This window comes from Kitasatospora sp. NPDC058032 (genome assembly GCF_042885845.1).
Classification (GTDB): Bacteria; Actinomycetota; Actinomycetes; order Streptomycetales; family Streptomycetaceae; genus Kitasatospora.
Map to the genome: position 1 here is coordinate 125,482 of NZ_JBHVRK010000015.1, position 17,671 is coordinate 143,152.

Consider the following 17,671-nt stretch of genomic DNA (forward strand, 5'->3'; position numbering starts at 1 on the left):
GAGGGCCGTGCGGGCGGCTGCGGGCGGGCGGCTTGCGGAACAGCGGCCGTCATCTATTAACTTGCTTAGTAGAACACGGGTCGGGGCGGTTCTCCCCGGACACCCCCTGCCCGTGTTCCCTCCGCACCGTCTTCCCCGCCCCGAGGAGTCAGCCGTCATGGGAAAGCGCCGCAAGCCCAGCCCGCCCAGCCGGGCCCGCCTGGCGGTCGTCACCACCGCGATGGCCGGCGGCGTCGTCCTCACCGCGGGCCCCGCCCAGGCCGAGCCCGCGCCCAGCCTCGCCTCGGTCAAGGAGCAGGTCGACCAGCTCAACGAGGAGGCCGAGCAGTCGATCGAGCGCTACAACGGCTTCCAGGAGAAGCAGCAGACCCTCCAGGGCGACGCCAACCGGATCCAGGAGAAGGTGGCCCGCGGCCAGGAGGCGATGAACGAGCTGCGCACCCAGCTCGGCGGCATCGCGGCCGAGCAGTACCGCAACGGCGGCATCGACCCGTCCGTCCAGCTGATGCTCGACTCCGACCCCGGCGGCTACCTGGCCCGGGCCGCCGCGCAGAACCAGGTCGTCGACTCCCAGGCGGCGCTGTTGCGCCGGGCCCTCGACGAGCAGCGCCGGCTCGACCAGGACCGTGCCGAGGCCACCGCCACCCTCGCCCAGCTCGACGAGGCCGGCACGTCCCTGGCCGCGGAGAAGAAGGCGGTCCAGGACAAGCTGGCCAAGGCGCAGGCGATGCTCAACAAGCTGAGCGCCGCCGACCGGGCCAAGGTCAACGCCCAGGAGGCCGCCGCCACCCGCGCCTCCCGCTCCGCCGCCGCCGAGCGCCCGGCCGACGCCGCACCGGCCACCGGGCGGGCGGCCACCATCCTCCAGTTCGCCTACGCGCAGCTGGGCAAGCCCTACGTCTGGGGCGCCACCGGCCCCTCCGGGTTCGACTGCTCCGGCCTGACCGGTGCCGCCTACCGCGCGGCGGGCGTCAAGCTCCCGCGCGTCTCCCAGGACCAGTGGAAGGCCGGCGCCCGGATCGCCCGCGGCGACCTCCAGCCCGGGGACCTGGTGTTCTTCTACGGCGACATCCACCACGTCGGCATCTACATCGGCGGGGGCAAGATGATCCACGCCCCGCGCACCGGCAAGAACGTCGAGGTCCTCCCGATCGACGCGATGCCCTACGTCGGCGCCGTCCGCCCCTGAGCCGTCCGGCCCTGAGCCGTGTGCTGCCGCGGGTGGTCGCGGCGGGCGGCGGCCGGGCCGGGGCGGAAGACCGGGTCTGGCCAGTCGCCGAGCGGTGTGGTGGCGTCGAGGGCCGCGCTGATCGTGCGTTCCTCGTAGCGGAAGTGGGACTCCATGATCGCCGCGAGGCCGTCGAGCTCACGCCTGACCGCTTCGCGTTCGGCTGCGGCGGATCCGGCGGCCCGCAGGGCGAGTGCGCGGACCCGGGACAGGATCCCGGAGATCAGTCCGTGGTCCTCGACGAGTTTGGCGATCGTCGGCGCGAGGTCGGGGCGCTCGCGCAGCAGCTGGGCGAACAGGCCGTCGTCCTCGCCCTCGTGGTGGGCCGTCAGGGCCTCGCAGAAGGCCAGGCAGTGGGTGCTGAGCGGATCGTCGTCCGGCCGGCGGGAGCCCGGATCGGACCTGAGGTCGTCGATCCGGCGGAGCAGGTCCCGGTGGGTACGGGAGAGCTGGAGACTGAGCGCGACCGTGCGGTCGCTGGTGGGGGAAGCCATGGCGGCCGCCCTTTCGGGTTCCACACCTCCATGCCTGGCGCGGTCCGCCACCGGCACGCGATGCCCCGCGATCCGATCACACGGCGCGGCGGCCGGTCAAGGCGGCAGGGGGGCGGTGCCGGTCAGGGCCGGGGCGGCAGCCGGTGGAGCCGGACGTCGGCCAGGCGGCCGTCGTCGACCCGGGCGGTCAGGTAGGTGGCGAACGCCTGGCGGCGGCGGTCGGTGGGCGACCCCGGGTTGAGCAGCCGCAGGCCCCCGGGGGCGGTGCTGTCCCAGGGGATGTGGCTGTGGCCGAAGACCAGGACGTCGGTGTCGGGGAAGCGCGCCTCGCACCGCTGCTCCCGGCCCCGGGCCGGGCCGGTCTCGTGCACCACGGCGAAGCGCAGGCCCTGGAGTTCCGCCCGCGCGATCTCGGGGAGGCGCTCGCGCAGTCCGGGCCCGTCGTTGTTGCCGTGCACGGCGACCAGCCGGGCGGACCGCGCCAGGAACAGGTCGAGGGTGGCGGTGTCGACCCAGTCGCCGGCGTGGAACACCACGTCGGCCTCGTCCACGGCGGTGAGCAGCGGCGCGGGCAACTGCCGTGCGCGCGGCGGGACGTGGGTGTCCGAGGTGATCAGCAGGCGCATCCGGGACTCCGTCGGGGTGGCGGACGGTGGGTCCGATCCTCCCCGCGCGCGGCGGCGCGGGAGCGTCGAAACGCCGGGGCGCCTGTTCCTACGGGTGCGCTCCTACGGGTGCGGGGCGCAGGCGAGGAGGTAGGGGAGCAGCGGGGCGGCGAGGGCGGCCAGGCGGTAGGCGCGCGCCGGGGGCGCGGGGGTGTGGGCGAGGCGCTGGACGCGGGCGAGCACGCCGGTGGACGCGGCGGCGAGGGTGCCCGGCCCGGCGGCGGGGGCGGCCGGGGAGGCGGTGGCCAGCGCGTACAGGGCGCCGGCCAGGTCGGTAGGGGTCACCCGGGCGAGGGCGGCGTCGTCGGCCGCCATCTCCAGCAGCAGCGCCACCTCCGTCCGCCCGAGGCCGGCCAGCGGCAGCCGGCGGCCGAGCAGCAGCGCGAAGGTGTCCGCCGCGAGCAGCACCAGGTGGTGACGCCCCCGCAGGTGGCCGTGTTCGTGGGCGACGGCCGCGGCCAGCCGCCGCTCGTCCAGCAGTTCCACGGCGCCGCGGGTGACCACCACCCGGGACCGGCGGCCGGGCAGGCAGTAGACGGCGGGCCGCGGGTCGTCCAGCACCAGCAGCCGGCGCCGCGGGTCCCGGGCGGCCACCAGGTCGAGCGCGGCCCGGTGCCGCCGCCGGACCCGCGCGGCCCGGACGGCCAGGACCGCCGCCACCGCGGCGACCGCCCCGCCCGCCGCGGCCGGCAGCCACCAGCCGTGCGCGTGCGGCGCGGCGGTGGGCGGTTCGACGTGCGGCAGCAGTCCGACCAGCCCGGCCGGTTCGTGTCCGAGCGGGGCGAGCAGATGGTGCGCGGCCAGCAGCAGGCCGGTGCCGAAGGAGGCCATCAGCGCGAGCCAGACGGCGGCGCCGACGCCCGGGCGGGCCCGGAGCCGCGGTGAGCCGGCCAGCCGCCGGGGGAGCAGGACGCCGACCAGGAGCAGGTGGAGCGCGAGCAGCAGCAGGGTCACCGGGCGTCGTCCCGGGCCTTGACCTGCTCCAGGGCGGCGAGCAGTGCCGTCGCCTCGTCCCCGCTGATCCGGTCGACGAAGTGCAGCAGGGCCCCGGCCCGGTCGGAGGTGGTCTCCAGCGCCTGGTGCATCAGCTGCGCGGTGTACGACTCGCGGGTGCAGGTCGGCTCGTACACCCAGGCGCGGCCGACCTTGTGGCGTCGCAGCCAGCCCTTGGTGTGCAGGATGTCGGCGACGGTGTTGACGGTGGTGTAGGCGACGGGGCGGTCCTGCCGCAGGTCGTCGACGACCTCGCGGGCGGTGGCCGGGCGGCCCCAGGACCAGAGCCGGTCCATGATCTCGGCCTCCAGATCGCCCAGTCCCCGCAGCACCCCGTGCGCTCCTCCGCCGTCCCGCCGTTCCGCCGGCCTGCCGTTGCGCCCGTCGTACCGTCCGGGCCGCCGCCCATCGTACGGTGGCGCGCGCTCAGCGGCGCATCCGCCGGACCAGGTCGGCCGCCGCCGGCCAGTGCGGGTGCTCGAAGCCGAACCCGGCCGCCTGGAGCCGGCCCGGGACGACGGCACGGCTCTTCAGCAGCAGTTCGCTGTCCGAGCGCAGCGCGAAGGCGCCCGCCCGGGCCATCCACCGGGTCGCGGGCAGCCCCAGCGGGATGCCCTTGGCCCGCCGGATCGTCCGCATGAACTCCCGCTGCGGCAGCGGCGCCGGTGCGGCCAGGTTCACCGGGCCGGTGACGTCCTCGCGGTCGAGCAGGAAGCGGACGGCGCGGACGAGGTCGTGGTCGTGGATCCACGACACGTACTGCGCGCCGCCGTCGACCGGTCCGCCGAGGCCGGTCCGGGCGAGCCGCACCAGCCGGTCGAAGGTGCCGCCGGTGTCCGGGCTCATCACCGCCGCGCAGCGCAGCGCGACCCGGCGGGTGTGCGGGGTGGCGGCGTCCGTCTGCTCGCGCTCCCAGTCGCGGGCGATCCGCACGCTGTGGTCCCAGGAGCGGGGCACGCCGGGCTCGCCGCCGCCGATGACGCCGGTGTCCTCGTCGTGCGGGGTGCCGAAGGTGTGGCTGTAGACGGTGGCGGTGCTCATCTGCAGCCAGACCCGGGGCGGGCGCCGGGCGCCGGCGATGGCCCGGCCGACGGTCCGGGTGGAGTGCACCCGGGACTCGCGCATGTCGCGCAGGTTCTGCTCGGTGTAGCGGCAGTCGATGCTGCGTCCGGCGAGGTTGACGACGGCGTCGGCGCCGTCGACCACGTCCGTCCAGCGGCCGAGCGAGCGGCCGTCCCAGTGGATCTCCTGGTCGCGCCGGGGCCGGCGGGTGAGGACCAGGACCTCGTGGCCGTCGTCGGTCAGCGCCCGGTCCAGGATGCGGCCGATCTGCCCGGTCCCCCCGGGTATGACGATTCTCATCGCGTCGAGACCCCCTCGGTCGTTCGTCGGTACCCACCCTAAGGGGTGGACTGAACGTGTTCAAAATTCCGGAGCCGCCGTGGCGTGGCCGGAAATGTGTCCGAATTCCTGGAACCACCGCCGCCGCTTGTCCGACTGCTGGGCCGGATCCGATTGTCAGCTCGTCCAAGGAGTGCTCGCGCATGTGCGGAATCACCGGCTGGGTGTCCTTCCACCAGGACGTCCGCCACAGCGCCCCCGTCATCGAGGCGATGACCGCCACCATGACCCTGCGCGGCCCCGACGCCGGAGGTGTCTGGCTCGGCCGCCACGCCGCCCTGGGCCACCGGCGCCTCGCCGTCATCGACATCGAGGGCGGCGCCCAGCCCATGCCCGACCGGCAGGACGAACCGGGTGTCGTCCTCACCTACAGCGGCGAGGTCTACAACCACCACGAGCTGCGCGCCGAACTGCGGGCCAGGGGCCACCGGTTCGAGACCCGCAGCGACACCGAGGTGGTGCTCCGCGCCTACCAGGAGTGGGGCGACGCCCTCGTCGAGCGGCTGGAGGGCATGTACGCCTTCGCCGTCTGGGACGAGCGCGAGCAGCGGCTGCTGCTGGTCCGCGACCGGCTCGGCGTCAAGCCGCTGTTCTGGGCCGAGACCGGCGGCGGGCTGGTCTTCGGCTCCGAGCCCAAGGCGCTGTTCGCCCACCCCGAGGTCACCCCCACCGTCGACGCCGACGGCCTGCGCGAGGCCTACAGCCTGCTCTTCAACACCGGCCCCACCGTCTGGTCCGGCGTCCGCGAGGTCCACCCCGGCGGCCTGCTCGTCCTCGACCGCACCGGCATCCGCGAGCGGACCTACTGGGAGCTCACCGCCCGCCCGCACACCGAGGACCTGGACGCCACCAAGGAGCGGATCGGCGAGCTGGTCAACCGTGCCGCCCGCGCCCAGCTGGAGGCGGACGTCCCGCTCTGCAGCCTGCTCTCCGGCGGCCTCGACTCCACCATCGTCACCGCCCTGGTCGCCGACGAACTGCGCCTCCAGGAGGGCCCGGACGCCAAGCTGCGCTCCTACGCCGTCGACTACAGCGACCAGGCCGAGCAGTTCACCGGCGACGTGCTGCGCACCGGCCACGACACCCCGTACGCCGCCGAGGCCGGCGCGTTCATCGGCAGCGACCACTCCACCGTGGTGCTCGACCCGCGCACCCTGCTCGACCTGGAGAACCGGCGGGCCGTCGTCGTCTCCCGGGACTCGCCGATCGGCGTCGGCGACATGGACACCTCGCTGTTCCTGCTGTTCGGCGAGATCCGCAAGCACTCGACGGTCGCGCTCTCCGGCGAGGCGGCCGACGAGGTGTTCGGCGGCTACCCGTGGTTCCACAACCCCAAGGCGCTCGCCGCGCAGACCTTCCCCTGGCTGCTCGTCACCGGCGACGAGGCGGCCATGCCGATCAACCCGGACCTCGCCGCCCACCTGCGGATCGCCGAGTTCCGCGACGACACCTACCGCAGCTCGCTGGCCGCCGTCCCGCACGTGGACGGCGAGAGCCCGGCCGAGCACCGGCAGCGCGAGATGCAGCACCTGTCGCTGACCCGGTGGCTGCGCCAGCTGCTGCACCGCAAGGACCGGCTGTCGATGGCCCAGGGCCTGGAGGTGCGGGTGCCGTACTGCGACCACCGGCTGGTCGAGTACGCCTTCAGCACCCCGTGGGCGATGAAGAGCTACGACGGCCGCGAGAAGAGCCTGCTGCGCGCCGCCGGCCAGGGCATCGCCCCGGACTCGGTGCTGTGGCGGCCGAAGAACCACTACCCGGCCACCCACCACGCCGACTACAACAGCGGGCTGCAGCGGCTCGCCCGCGAGGCGCTGGACGCGCCGCACGTGCGGGACATCGCCGACGAGACGGTGATCAAGAGCAGCCTGGACACGCCGGCCGACCAGCTGGAGTGGGGCCACCGGCTCCGGCTGGAGCGGGTCGTGGACCTGGCGCTCTGGCTGGACCACCACAAGCCGGCGCTCGCGATCTGACCGCTCGTCCACTCGTCCGCCGGTGGGGCCCGACGGGCACCGTCGGGCCCCACCGGCCGGGCGAGGCTAGGCTGAGGCGGTGCTGACCCGGATGTACGGCGACCCCGACCCCCGGCACGGCCCGCTGGTGCCGATGCTGCTGGTGCTCACGGTGGTCACCGGACTGGTCGACGCGGTGAGCTACCTCGCGCTCGGGCACGTCTTCGTCGCCAACATGACCGGCAACGTGGTCTTCCTCGGCTTCGCCCTGGCCGGCGCGCCGGGGCTGTCCGCGACGGCCTCGCTCACCGCGCTCGCCGCCTTCCTGGCGGGCGCGCTGGCGGGCGGGCGCCTCGCCGAGCGCCGTCCCGGCCACCGCGGGCGGCTGCTGGTGGTCACGGCCGGCGTGCAGTCGGTGCTGCTCGCCGCGTGCACGGCCTTCGCCGCGGCCTTCGGGCACACCGCCGACCCGGTCCGCTACCCGCTGATCGCGGTGCTGGGCGCGGCGATGGGGCTGCAGAACGCGGTGGTCCGCGCGCTCAAGGTGCCGGACCTGACGACCACCGTGCTGACCATGACGCTCACCGCGCTGGCCGCCGACCGCGCCGGTGGCCGTCGGCTCGCCTCCGCCGCCTGGATGTTCGCGGGCGCCCTGGTCGGTGCCGTGCTCGTCCTGCACGCCGCGGTCCCGGTCGCCCTCGCCACCGCCCTCGCCCTGCTGCTCTCCGTCGCCGCCCTCACCCACCACGCCTCCCGCCACCCCGCCACCCCCTGGTCGGCCCCGGCCTGACGCGGCCTTCGCCCGTCCACCTGGGGCGGGGGCTGTGGGGGTGCCGGAGCAGGAAGTCGGCCGGGCCGACTTCTCGTGCTGAGTGGACCGGTCTGCATATGGTGCGGGGCGGGGCGGGGCGGGGTGAGGAGGGGGTCAGGGGCGGGTGGCGAGGAAGGCGTCGAACTCGGCGCCGTACCAGCGGGTGGTGCGGCCCTGGGGCGTCATGGCGAGGCGGTGGCAGACGGCGGCGGAGCGGTCGTTGCCGGGGCGGACGACGGCGTGGATCTCGGTGAGGCCGTCGGCGAAGCCCTTGGCGAGGGCGGCACGGGCGGCCTCGGTGGCGTAGCCGTGGCCCCAGGAGTCGGGGTGGAGGTGCCAGCCGACCTCCACCTCGCCGTTCCCGGTGCCGTCCGGGTCCGGCAGCGGGAGGAGCATCACCGAGCCGGCCACCACCCCGGTGTCGCGCCGCTCCAGCGCCCAGACGCCGTACCGGGGGTCCGCCGACCGGGCCCGCCAGCGGTCGATCATGGCGGGCACCTCGGCGGGCGACTCCAGTGCCCGCGGCGCGGCGCCGAGCCACTGTGCGACCTCCCAGCGCGAGTACAGGTCGTACGCGCGCTCGGCGTCGGTGTGCTCCCAGAGGCGGGCGGTCAACCGGTCGGTGGTGAACAACGGTGCTCCAATTCCGAGGGCGTGGTGCCGTGACGTGCGGTCAGTCGTCCTGCGGCTGGCTGGCGCGCCCGGACCAGCGCGGCTCCCAGCGGGCCCAGGACCGTTCCCAGCCGCGGTGCGCCCGCCGGTCGAGCACGCGCAGCCGCAGCGCCAGCACGCCGCCGACCAGCGCGGCCAGGCACGCCGAGCCCGCCAGTCCGGTGCAGACGGCCCCGACGGTCAGCCCCACCCGGGTGGCCGGGGCGGTGGCGGGCTGCCCGGCGTCGTCGACCCACAGGACGATGGTGGAGCCGCTGGCGGTGCTGCGCGGGATCTCGACGGTGCCGGTGCGGGCGAGGCCGTCGGGGGCGGTCCAGGAGACCGAGGTGTCGGTCCGCTTCTGGTAGCCGCCGCTCCAGCGCCCGACGCCGGTCTCCTCCGTGCGGAGTTTGCCGAGCACCAGTGCCTCGGTGCGGTGCAGCCGGCCGCGTTCGGCCTCGGCGGTGCGCCCGGCGGCGCGGTAGCCGAGGACGGCGGCGGTGACGACGCCGGCGAGTCCGACGACCAGGGCGAGCCCGGCGACCAGCCAGGCCCGGCTGCGGGCCCGGTCGACGGGACGGGCGAGCGGTTCACGGCGCTGGACGGTGCGGTGGCGGCCGAGGGCGCGGCGCAGATGGCGGCCGGCCCGCCGGGGCAGGGACGCGGTGCGGGCCGAGCGGGGTGAGCTGGACACGATGCGTGCTCCTCACGGCTGTTGGCGTGGTTCGGCCCCGTCGGATCCAAATCTCCCCCGGCGACGGCCCCTCGCACAAGAGCGGGGGGCCCGGCCCCGGCGGGCCCTTGGGCCCAAAGCGCGGGGGAGGACCGGGACGTTCGGCCCTCGGCGGGCCGGGGGGTGAGGAGGCAGGCTGGGCCCTGGCCGCGTTCTCGTGCCGGGGACGCGGAGGCCCGGCCCGCTGTGGGGGCTCGCCGGGCCGCCGTGCAGAGCGGGGGACGGGGTTGGGGCCGTCCCCCGCTCGCGGCGTTTCCCGAGGAGAGATCGACATCGCGTTTCTCCAGGTCAGGGCCGTATTCTCGCCAGCTATACACTCGATGTATACCTCTGGTGTATGGTCCTTCCATGAGTGTTCCCCTGACCCTTCTCGGGCTGCTGGAGCGGGAGCCGAGCCACGGCTACGACCTCAAGCGCGACTACGACACCTTCTTCGGACGCGGCAAACCCCTGCCGTACGGTCAGGTCTACGCCACGCTCGGCCGCCTGGCGCGCGACGGCAAGGTCGTGCCCGGCGAGGCCGAGCCCGGCGACGGGCCCGAGCGCAAGCGCTACGTCATCACCGAGGCCGGGGTGAGCGAGTTCGAGCACTGGCTCGCCGAGCCCGTCGCCCCCGAACCCACCCTCCAGTCCGTGCTCTTCACCAAGGTCGTGCTGGCCCTGCTGCTCGGCCGCGACGCCGAGGCCTACCTCGACACCCAGCGCGCCGCGCACCTGCGCCGGATGCGCGAGCTCACCGAACTGCGCCGGACCGGCCCGCTGGTCGACGCCCTGCTCGCCGACCACGGCCTCTTCCACCTGGAGGCGGACCTGCGGTGGATCGACCTGACCACCGCCCGCCTGGACGCCCTTGCCTCGGAGGTGCGCGCATGACCCCCCTGATCGAAGCCCGCGACGTCGAACTGGCCTTCGGCGAGACCCCGGCCCTGCGCGGTGCCAGCCTGGCCGCCGAGGCCGGCGAGGTGCTCGCCGTGATGGGCGCCAGCGGCTCCGGCAAGTCCACCCTGCTGCACTGCCTGGCCGGCATCCTCGTCCCCGACGCGGGCGAGGTGCTCTTCGAAGGGCAGCGGATCGACAACCTCGACGAGAACCGGCGCAGCGCCTTAAGGCGGGACCGCTTCGGCTTCGTGTTCCAGTTCGGCCAGCTCGTCCCGGAACTGACGGCCGAGGAGAACATCGCCCTGCCGCTGCTGCTCTCCGGCGTCCGCCGCTCCGCCGCCCTCGCCGACGCCCGCCCGTGGTTCGCCCAGCTCGGCCTCGACGGCCTGGAGCGCCGCCGCTCCGGCGAGCTGTCGGGCGGTCAGGCCCAGCGGGTCGCGCTCGCCCGCGGCCTGGTGACCCGCCCCCGGGTGCTGTTCGCCGACGAGCCGACCGGCGCGCTGGACTCGCTCACCGGCGAGCAGGTGATGGCACTGATGGTCGCCGCCGCCCGCGAGCAGGGCACCACGGTCGTCCTGGTCACCCACGAGCCCCGGGTCGCCGCCTACGCCGACCGCGAGGCCATCGTCCGCGACGGCCGGGCCCGTACGCTCTCCGCCGACTACGCGACCGGCCCCGCACCGGCGGGACGGGCCGCCTCGTGATCTCCTTCGCCCTGCGCCTCGCCGTCAGCGGCGGCCGGCAGGCCGTCGCCCGGCTGCTCACCATCGCCGCCGCCGCGGCCGTCGGCGTCGGCCTGCTGCTCTCCACGATCGCCGCCGTGAACGCCGTCGGCGCCACCAACGAACGGATGCTCTGGGCCAACAGCGGCGCCGAGAGCCGCACCGAGACCGCGGCCGTCGACCCGCTCTGGTGGCGCGACCGCGGCCCCGAGTTCTACGACGGCGCGCGGCTGCTCTTCTTCGAGGTCGCCGCCACCGGGCCGACCTCGCCGGTGCCGCCCGGTCTGCCGAAGCTGCCCGCGGCCGGCGAGTACTACGCCTCGCCCGCCCTCGCCAAGCTGATCCGCGAGCGGCCGGCCGACCAACTGGCCGACCGCTTCCCCGGCCGGCTGGCCGGCGAGATCGGCGACTCCGCGCTCGCCTCCCCGGACTCGCTGGTCCTGATCGGCGGTCAGGACCAGGCGGCCCTCGCGGCCCGGCCCGACGCCCGCCGGATCACCACCATCGCCACCGCCCTCCCGCCGGAGTGCACCAGCGACTGCCCGGCCACCGGCACCCGCGGCGACGCCATGACCCTGATCCTCTCGGTGGTCGCCGGGGCACTGCTCTTCCCGGTGGTGATCTTCATCGGCACCGCGACCCGGCTCTCCGCCGCCACCCGTGAGCAGCGCTACGCCGCGATGCGCCTGGTCGGCGCGACGCCCCGGCAGATCACGCTGATCGCGGCCGTCGAGTCCACGCTCGCCGCCGTCGTCGGCACCGCCCTCGGCTTCGGGCTGTACCTGGCGCTGCGCCCGCTGGTGGCGACCGTGCCGTTCACCGGGGACCGCTTCTTCGTCGAGGACCTCGCGCTCACCGCGCCGCAGGGCCTGGCCGTGCTGCTCGGCGTCCCGGTGGCGGCGGCGGTGGCCGCCCGGCTCGCGCTGCGCCGGGTGACCATCTCCCCGCTCGGCGTCAGCCGCCGGGTCACCCCCAAGCCGCCGACCGTCTGGCGGGTCGTGCCGCTGCTGGCCGGACTCGCCGAACTCGCCTGGTTCGTCGGCCGCCGCCCGGACACCACCGACGGGCAGACCGCCGCCTACCTGACCGGCTTCCTGGTGGTCATGCTCGGCCTGGTGGTGGCCGGCCCCTGGCTGACCATGGCGGCCGCCCGCGCGGTCGCCGCCCGGACCGGCCGCCCGGCCACCCTGATCGCCGTACGACGGCTCGCCGACGACCCCAAGGCCGGGTTCCGCTCGGTCGCCGGCCTGATCCTGGCGCTGTTCGTCACCACCGCGACGGTCTCCATCATCGGCACCATCGACGCCAACCGGGGCGCGCTCAGCGGTGACCCGCAGACCCGGGTGGCGGTGGAGCACGGCGCCTCCTCCGACCAGCCGCCGATGACCGCGGCCGTCCCGGAGCGGGTGCTGGCCGACCTGAAGGCCGTCCCCGGCTTCCGGGGCCTCGCCGTCGCCCATGCCAACCCGGACGGCCTGGCCCGCGAAACGTCCAACCGGCCCGGCGGGCCGGTGCCCCTGCTGACGGACTGCGCGGACCTCGCGCAGGTCCAGGCGGTCGGCCACTGCGCCCCGGGCGCGGCCGTGGCGGCCGTCGAGCCGTACGGCTTCCTGAGCCTGAGCTCCCAGCAGGCCGTCGAGTGGCCGAGCGCGCCGATCACCGTCGAGGCGGCGGCCCGGCTGCCGGTGCAGTCGCTCTACGTGACGACGGACGGGTCGACGGCCGCGAAGGAACGGGTCCGCACCATCCTCAGCCGGGCCTTCCCGGACCACAACGCCCGGACGGTCCACGACTGGGGCTCCGCCGAGCAGCAGGTCCTCGCCGGCTGGCGGCAGCTGGCCGACGTCGTCCTGCTCACCACCCTGCCGATCGCCGGCTGCAGCCTCGCGGTCAGCGTGGTCGCCGGCCTCTCCGACCGGCGCCGGCCGTTCGCGATGCTGCGGCTCACCGGGGCGCCGCTGCGCATGCTGCGCTGGGTGATCGCCCTGGAGAGCGCGCTGCCGCTGCTGGTGGTGGCGGCGATCGCGACCGGTACGGGCTTCGGCGCGGCGGCGATGTTCCTCAAGTCGCAGATGAACTACGACCTGGTCTCGCCGGGCGCGGTGTACTTCGTGCTGGTGCTGCTCGGGCTCGCGGTGTCGCTCGGGATCATCGCCTCCACGCTGCCGCTGCTGAAGCGGATCACCGGCCCGGAGGCGGCCCGCAACGGCTGATCCCCCGTGGCCGGCCACGGCCCTTTCGCGCGAACCCCGCCCCCGGACCCGGAGGCGGGGTTCGCGTACGTCCGGCCCGAATTCCGGCGAATTCCCGTGGCGCGCACGGAGTCTGACCGAGGGTCAAGCCCCCCGGTCGTTCCGGGACGAACGTGCGGAGTCGGGAAAGGGACTTCCGCAAGGCATGTGACATGTGCAATGGTACTGCTCACCTCCCCACCGTGCGACGGACCGGTACCCAGCCCCGTTGCCATCGGTCCTCACCCCCCCCACCGGCCGTACCCCAATGCGGCCGAACCAGGCCCGGAGGCCCCCACGTGAGTACCGTGCGCCTGTTGCGACTTCCGCAACTGGCAAGAGTTCTTCTGCTCGTCCTTTCCTGTGCCCTGACGATCGGCCTGTTCGCCCCGCGGAGTCAGGCCGCTCCCGTCGTCCCGACCCCCACGGCGACACCCGCGACCGACCGCGGTGACCTCCCGCCGCCCGGCGCCGACAGCGACCTCGCGTCGTCGGCGCACGGCCGCGACGCGGCGTCGAGGCCGGCGGACGCCGCCCCCGAGCGGCGCGCCTTCCAGGAGTCCGACTCCGCGCCAGCCAAGGCTCCCGCGCCCTCCGCCAAGGCGTTCGGCCTGGGCGCGGAGGCCGCGGACACGGAGGCGGCCGACGCCGCCGCCTGCAACCCGGCGTCCTTCGCCCGGACCGGCGCGGCCCTGGTCCGCCTCGTCAAGGCGGCCAGCTACGACTGCGTCGACGGGCTGTTCCGGATCCCGACCGAGTACGCGGCCGGGGCCTTCCGCGAGTCCCAGATGCTCACCGTCATCGACGCGCTGCGCGAGAGTGCCCGCACCTACCAGGGCAACGACAACGACCACATCACGCAGCTGATGTACTACGTGCAGGCCGGCTACTCGGTGCAGTGGACCAAGGCGGACGTCGTCGGCTCGTACGACAAGCTCCCGGCCAAGATCAGCGAGGCCGTCCACGCCTTCTTCGCCAACCCCCGCTCGCTCGACGCCACCGCGGCCAACGCCGTCCCGCTGGAGCGCGCCGCCGTGCTGGCCGACGTGCCCCGCCGGCCCGGCGACTACGTCGACGTCGTCAAGCAGATCCTGAACGCCTATCAGCCCGAGGCCTGGGACAAGGCCAACCTGCTGCGGGCGGTCAACCCGGTCACCCTGGTGCTGTACCGGGGCGTCAACTCCGAGGACCCGGCGTTCCGGGCGGCCGTCGTGGCCGACCCGGGCGTGCTCGACGCGCTGAACGGCTTCATCCTCCGCGCCAGGGGCCACCTGCTGGACCGCGACCGCAACAACTCCCTCACCCTCAACAACGCCATCGACGAGCTGACCCGGCTGAAGGCGATCGGGGAGATCGCCCCGCGGTCCCGCGCGATGGTGAAGAACCTGGTCGACACCTCCGGCGGCGTCACCGGGCCGAACTGGCCCCAGCGCGCCTCCGCCGTGGCCTCCATCCAGAAGCTCGACCAGGCCAAGTGCGGGTACTACGGCACCTGTGACGACCCGCAGCGGTTCAAGGACGCCTACCTGCCGGTCCGGCACACCTGCAGCCCGACCCTGCGCATCCTCGGCCAGGACCTGACCGCGGCCCAGCTGGCCGCGGCCTGCACCAGCCTGAACGGCCAGGACGTCTTCTTCCACGCCGTGTCCCGGGACAAGGGCCCGGTCGCCGACGACAACAACGCGGCCCTGGAGGTCGTCGCCTTCGACTCCGACGTCCAGTACGTGCTGCTCGGCCGGGCGATCTTCAACACCGACACCAACAACGGCGGCATCTACCTGGAGGGCGAGCCCTCCAAGGCCGGCAACCAGGCCCGCTTCCTCGCCTACGAGGAGCCGTCGCGGTCCGGGGGCTACGAGATCCGCAACCTCAACCACGAGTACACCCACTACCTCGACGCCCGCTTCAACCTCTGGGGCAACTTCGACCAGGGCGGGCCCGGCAAGCTGGTCTGGTGGACCGAGGGCCTCGCCGAGGTCGTCGCCACCTCGTACCTGAAGCAGGTCAACCAGGCCGCCATCGACTCGGCGGCCCGGCACAGCTACCGGCTGAGCGAGCTCTTCGACACCGCCTACGGCGACCAGAACCGCGTCTACCAGTGGGGCTACCTGGCCGTCCGCTACATGCTGGAGCAGCACCGCTCCGACGTGGACGCGCTGCTCGCCAAGTGGCGCGTCGGTGACTGGGCGGGCTCCCGCGCCATCACGACCGCCATCGGCACCCGCTACGACGCCGACTTCGACAACTGGCTGAGCCGTTGCGCCGCCGGTGCCTGCGCGACCGTCCCGGAGTTCCCGCAGTTCAAGGCGTGCGAGAGCGGCGACACCCGCCAGCTCGACAAGAACTGCGTGCGGACCGGCATCTCGGCGACCGCCGGCAACTACGCGCACTTCTACCTCAACGTGCCGGCCGGTACCAAGCAGATCAGGGTGACCAGCGGCGGCGGCACCGGCAATGCCGACCTCTACTACCACTGGGGCAGCTGGGCGTACACCAACGCGTACGTCACGCGCTCGGCGGGGCCGGACAACTCCGAGACCCTGACCATCACCAACCCGCCCGCCGGCTACGTGTTCTTCAGCCTGTACGCCCAGCAGGACTTCAAGGGCGTCACCGTCACCAGCGAGTTCTGACCGGAACCCCGACAGCGGATCCTTGAGGTGAAGGTGAGACCCGTCCCGCCCGGGGCGGGTCTCACCCGTGGACGGGGTACGCGTGCGTCCCGGGCCGCGGCGAGCCGCCCAGCTCCCGGCGCCAGCTGCCGAGCACCAGCCCGGACGGGTAGAACATCGGCTCCGGCAGCGCGTCCAGCGGCAGCCGCTCCCAGCCGCCGCACGCGTGCGGCTCGGTGACCACGGCGGGCGCCAGGCTCGGCGGGGCGAGCACCGCGGCGGTCAGCCGGGGGCGGCCCAGCTCGTGGTCGAGCAGCACCGCGAGCACCCGCATCCCCTCGGCGGGCAGCACGATCCCGGTCTCCTCGGCCAGTTCGCGCGCGGCCGTCCGCTCGAAGGACTCACCGGGGTCGACCTTGCCGCCGGGCAGGCTCCAGGTCGGAGGCTCGCCCGCGGTGGTGCGGCGGCCGATCAGCACCCGGCCGTCCCCGGTGGGCACGATCACGCCGGCGCCGAGCAGCGGTGCGGTGGTCATGGCGGTTCCTCCGTGACGTGGGGACGGGCTGTGGCTACCAGGCGGCGCGCTCGAAGTCCTTCAGGAAGCAGCCGTAGAGGTCCTCGCCCTGCTCGCCGCGGACGATCGGGTCGTAGACCCGGGCCGCGCCGTCGACCAGGTCGAGCGGGGCGTGGAAGCCCTCGTCGGCCAGTCGCATCTTGTCCGGGTGCGGGCGCTCGTCGGTGATCCAGCCGGTGTCGACGGCGGTCATCAGGATGCCGTCGGCCTGGAACATCTCCTGCGCGCTGGTGCGGGTGAGCATGTTCAGCGCGGCCTTGGCCATGTTGGTGTGCGGGTGGCCGGCGCCCTTGTAGCCCCGCTGGAACACGCCCTCCATCGCGGAGACGTTGACCACGTACTTGCGGCGGGACGCCGAGGCGGCCATCGCCGGGCGGAGCCGGCTGATCAGGATGAACGGCGCGGTGGAGTTGCACAGCTGGACCTCCAGCAGCTCCACCGGGCCGACCTCACTGACCGTCTGCACCCAGCTGTTGGTGTCCGCGAGGTCGGGCACCAGGCCGCCGGCGTCGATCGCCGTGCCGGCCTGGATCCGCTCGGGCGTCGCCGACCCGGTGACCAGGGCGAGCGAGGTGACGTCCTCGGCGGAGATCCGCTCGCCGCCGGAGGACTGCTGCGGCAGGGCGGGCAGGTCGACGCTGCCGCTGTTGAACCGGCCGATGGTGGTGGACTGCGGCAGCTCGCCGGCCGGCAGCGGCGCGGACTCGGCGGCGACCAGCTCGCGGTAGGACTCCGGCGGGCGGCGCACGGTCTGCGCGGCGTTGTTGATCAGGATGTCCAGCGGGCCGTCTGCGGCGACCTCGTCGGCCAGCGCCATCACCTGGGCCGGGTCGCGCAGGTCGATGCCGACGATCTTCAGCCGGTGCAGCCACTCGGCGCTGTCCGGCATCGCGGTGAAGCGGCGGATCGCGTCGTTGGGGAAGCGGGTGGTGATGGTGGTGTGGGCGCCGTCGCGCAGCAGCATGAGCGCGATGTACATCCCGATCTTGGCCCGGCCGCCGGTCAGCAGCGCGCGCTTGCCGGTGAGGTCGGCGCGGGCGTCCCGGCGGGTCCGGTTCTTGACCGCGCAGTTCTGGCAGAGGTTGTGGTAGAAGGCGTCGACCTCGACGTAGCGCTGCTTGCAGATGTAGCAGGAGCGGGGGCGCTCCAGGATCCCGGCGATCTCGGTGGTGGTGACGGTGGTCAGGCCGAACGCGCCGGCCGTCTCGTCGTCGATCCGGGTCGGCGCGCCGGTCGCGGTGCGCGCGGTGACCTCGCGGTCGTTGGCCGTCTTGCGGGCCCGGGTCTCCTGGCGGCGGCGCTGCTTCAGGGTGCGGAATATGCCGCCGACGGCCTGCCGGACGGTGATCGCGTCCGGGTGGTCGACGTGCAGCTCGTCCAGCTCGGCGAGCACCTCCAGGCAGAGCCGCAGCCGCTCCGGGTCGAGGCCGGGGCCGTAGTCGATCTCCTCGGCGGTCCCGGTGCCGTTGTCCTGCTCGATGTCCACGCCCGCCGCCGTCATGCCCTCTGCCGTTTCCCGCTCGCCTCACCGACCACGGCGGTCGCCGCGTTCACCGCGTGAATGCTACGGGAGTGGCCCGGGGCGGGGCGAAAAGCCGAGTGTTTGGAGGATCCTCCAGGTCTACGCGCGGAGCTTCGATCATGGCTTGTGTGCAGTGCCAGCAATCGTGCTCGAACTGGCTTTTGGTACAGGGCTCCCGCAGAATCGAACGTCGGGTGCAG

At 74.2% G+C, this 17,671-nt stretch carries 16 protein-coding genes; 7 read left to right on the forward strand and 9 right to left on the reverse strand.

Going from position 1 to position 17,671, the window contains the following annotated elements; all coding sequences use genetic code 11:
- Positions 1-157: 157 nt before the first annotated feature.
- Positions 158-1,189: an NlpC/P60 family protein gene (locus ACFVUH_RS23810; RefSeq protein WP_355371464.1), complete on the forward strand. Its 1,032-nt coding sequence runs from the start codon at positions 158-160 to the stop codon at positions 1,187-1,189.
- On the opposite strand, the gene ACFVUH_RS23815 is transcribed toward ACFVUH_RS23810, so the two are convergent.
- The 5 genes from ACFVUH_RS23815 to ACFVUH_RS23835 form a co-directional block, all read right to left on the reverse strand.
- Entirely contained in the window at positions 1,165-1,722 is a 558-nt protein-coding gene (locus ACFVUH_RS23815) for a hemerythrin domain-containing protein (protein WP_387915261.1), read from the reverse strand. The genes ACFVUH_RS23810 and ACFVUH_RS23815 overlap by 25 nt on opposite strands.
- A gap of 122 nt (positions 1,723-1,844) precedes the next feature.
- Positions 1,845-2,348: a metallophosphoesterase gene (locus tag ACFVUH_RS23820; protein WP_355371458.1), complete on the reverse strand. Its 504-nt coding sequence runs from the start codon at positions 2,346-2,348 to the stop codon at positions 1,845-1,847.
- A 102-nt stretch (positions 2,349-2,450) separates the two neighbouring features.
- Positions 2,451-3,341: a M56 family metallopeptidase gene (locus ACFVUH_RS23825; RefSeq protein ID WP_387915262.1), complete on the reverse strand. Its 891-nt coding sequence runs from the start codon at positions 3,339-3,341 to the stop codon at positions 2,451-2,453.
- Positions 3,338-3,709, reverse strand: coding sequence for a BlaI/MecI/CopY family transcriptional regulator (locus tag ACFVUH_RS23830; protein WP_355371600.1), 372 nt, complete (start codon positions 3,707-3,709; stop codon positions 3,338-3,340). Before ACFVUH_RS23830 ends, ACFVUH_RS23825 begins: the two co-directional genes overlap by 4 nt.
- A 97-nt stretch (positions 3,710-3,806) precedes the next feature.
- Positions 3,807-4,742 (reverse strand): TIGR01777 family oxidoreductase, encoded by a 936-nt coding sequence (locus tag ACFVUH_RS23835; protein ID WP_387915263.1) that lies wholly within the window; start codon positions 4,740-4,742, stop codon positions 3,807-3,809.
- Between the two features lie 182 nt (positions 4,743-4,924).
- Here ACFVUH_RS23835 and asnB point away from each other — a divergent pair, with 182 nt between their 5' ends.
- Positions 4,925-6,757, forward strand: a complete 1,833-nt coding sequence (gene asnB / locus ACFVUH_RS23840; protein ID WP_355371449.1) for an asparagine synthase (glutamine-hydrolyzing) — start codon at positions 4,925-4,927, stop codon at positions 6,755-6,757.
- Positions 6,758-6,848: 91 nt separating this feature from the next.
- Positions 6,849-7,526 carry a YoaK family protein gene (locus tag ACFVUH_RS23845; protein WP_387915312.1) on the forward strand — a complete coding sequence of 226 codons (678 nt, stop codon included), beginning with the start codon at positions 6,849-6,851 and terminating at the stop codon, positions 7,524-7,526.
- Positions 7,527-7,661: 135 nt separating this feature from the next.
- On the opposite strand, the gene ACFVUH_RS23850 is transcribed toward ACFVUH_RS23845, so the two are convergent.
- Positions 7,662-8,180, reverse strand: a complete 519-nt coding sequence (locus tag ACFVUH_RS23850) for a GNAT family N-acetyltransferase (protein ID WP_387915264.1) — start codon at positions 8,178-8,180, stop codon at positions 7,662-7,664.
- Between the two features lie 40 nt (positions 8,181-8,220).
- The gene (locus ACFVUH_RS23855) at positions 8,221-8,892 is read right to left on the reverse strand and encodes a hypothetical protein (protein ID WP_387915265.1); all 672 of its coding nucleotides are present in this window, start codon (positions 8,890-8,892) and stop codon (positions 8,221-8,223) included.
- Between the two features lie 387 nt (positions 8,893-9,279).
- On the opposite strand from ACFVUH_RS23855, the gene ACFVUH_RS23860 reads away from it, so the two are divergent.
- From ACFVUH_RS23860 to ACFVUH_RS23875, 4 genes are all read left to right on the forward strand, one after another.
- Positions 9,280-9,804 (forward strand): PadR family transcriptional regulator, encoded by a 525-nt coding sequence (locus tag ACFVUH_RS23860; protein WP_355371441.1) that lies wholly within the window; start codon positions 9,280-9,282, stop codon positions 9,802-9,804.
- Positions 9,801-10,514: an ABC transporter ATP-binding protein gene (locus ACFVUH_RS23865; protein ID WP_387915266.1), complete on the forward strand. Its 714-nt coding sequence runs from the start codon at positions 9,801-9,803 to the stop codon at positions 10,512-10,514. Before ACFVUH_RS23860 ends, ACFVUH_RS23865 begins: the two co-directional genes overlap by 4 nt.
- Positions 10,511-12,745 carry an FtsX-like permease family protein gene (locus ACFVUH_RS23870; protein WP_387915267.1) on the forward strand — a complete coding sequence of 745 codons (2,235 nt, stop codon included), beginning with the start codon at positions 10,511-10,513 and terminating at the stop codon, positions 12,743-12,745. The genes ACFVUH_RS23865 and ACFVUH_RS23870 overlap by 4 nt, the downstream gene beginning before the upstream one ends.
- A gap of 335 nt (positions 12,746-13,080) precedes the next feature.
- Positions 13,081-15,396, forward strand: coding sequence for a collagenase (locus ACFVUH_RS23875; RefSeq protein ID WP_387915268.1), 2,316 nt, complete (start codon positions 13,081-13,083; stop codon positions 15,394-15,396).
- 61 nt (positions 15,397-15,457) lie between these two features.
- On the opposite strand, the gene ACFVUH_RS23880 is transcribed toward ACFVUH_RS23875, so the two are convergent.
- Together ACFVUH_RS23880 and ACFVUH_RS23885 are read right to left on the reverse strand one after the other, a co-directional pair.
- The gene (locus ACFVUH_RS23880; RefSeq protein WP_355371430.1) at positions 15,458-15,910 is read right to left on the reverse strand and encodes an NUDIX domain-containing protein; all 453 of its coding nucleotides are present in this window, start codon (positions 15,908-15,910) and stop codon (positions 15,458-15,460) included.
- A 34-nt stretch (positions 15,911-15,944) separates the two neighbouring features.
- Positions 15,945-17,450: an SDR family NAD(P)-dependent oxidoreductase gene (locus ACFVUH_RS23885; RefSeq protein WP_355371427.1), complete on the reverse strand. Its 1,506-nt coding sequence runs from the start codon at positions 17,448-17,450 to the stop codon at positions 15,945-15,947.
- Positions 17,451-17,671 lie beyond the last annotated feature (221 nt).

Coding starts and splice junctions, on each gene's coding strand:
- ACFVUH_RS23820 (WP_355371458.1), bottom strand. CDS start 2,348: ATGCGCCTGCTGATCACCTCGGACACCCACGTCCCGCCGCGCGCACGG.
- ACFVUH_RS23815 (WP_387915261.1), bottom strand. CDS start 1,722: ATGGCTTCCCCCACCAGCGACCGCACGGTCGCGCTCAGTCTCCAGCTC.
- ACFVUH_RS23880 (WP_355371430.1), bottom strand. CDS start 15,910: ATGACCACCGCACCGCTGCTCGGCGCCGGCGTGATCGTGCCCACCGGG.
- ACFVUH_RS23885 (WP_355371427.1), bottom strand. CDS start 17,450: ATGACGGCGGCGGGCGTGGACATCGAGCAGGACAACGGCACCGGGACC.
- ACFVUH_RS23835 (WP_387915263.1), bottom strand. CDS start 4,742: ATGAGAATCGTCATACCCGGGGGGACCGGGCAGATCGGCCGCATCCTG.
- ACFVUH_RS23865 (WP_387915266.1), top strand. CDS start 9,801: ATGACCCCCCTGATCGAAGCCCGCGACGTCGAACTGGCCTTCGGCGAG.
- asnB (WP_355371449.1), top strand. CDS start 4,925: ATGTGCGGAATCACCGGCTGGGTGTCCTTCCACCAGGACGTCCGCCAC.
- ACFVUH_RS23845 (WP_387915312.1), top strand. CDS start 6,849: ATGTACGGCGACCCCGACCCCCGGCACGGCCCGCTGGTGCCGATGCTG.
- ACFVUH_RS23860 (WP_355371441.1), top strand. CDS start 9,280: ATGAGTGTTCCCCTGACCCTTCTCGGGCTGCTGGAGCGGGAGCCGAGC.
- ACFVUH_RS23810 (WP_355371464.1), top strand. CDS start 158: ATGGGAAAGCGCCGCAAGCCCAGCCCGCCCAGCCGGGCCCGCCTGGCG.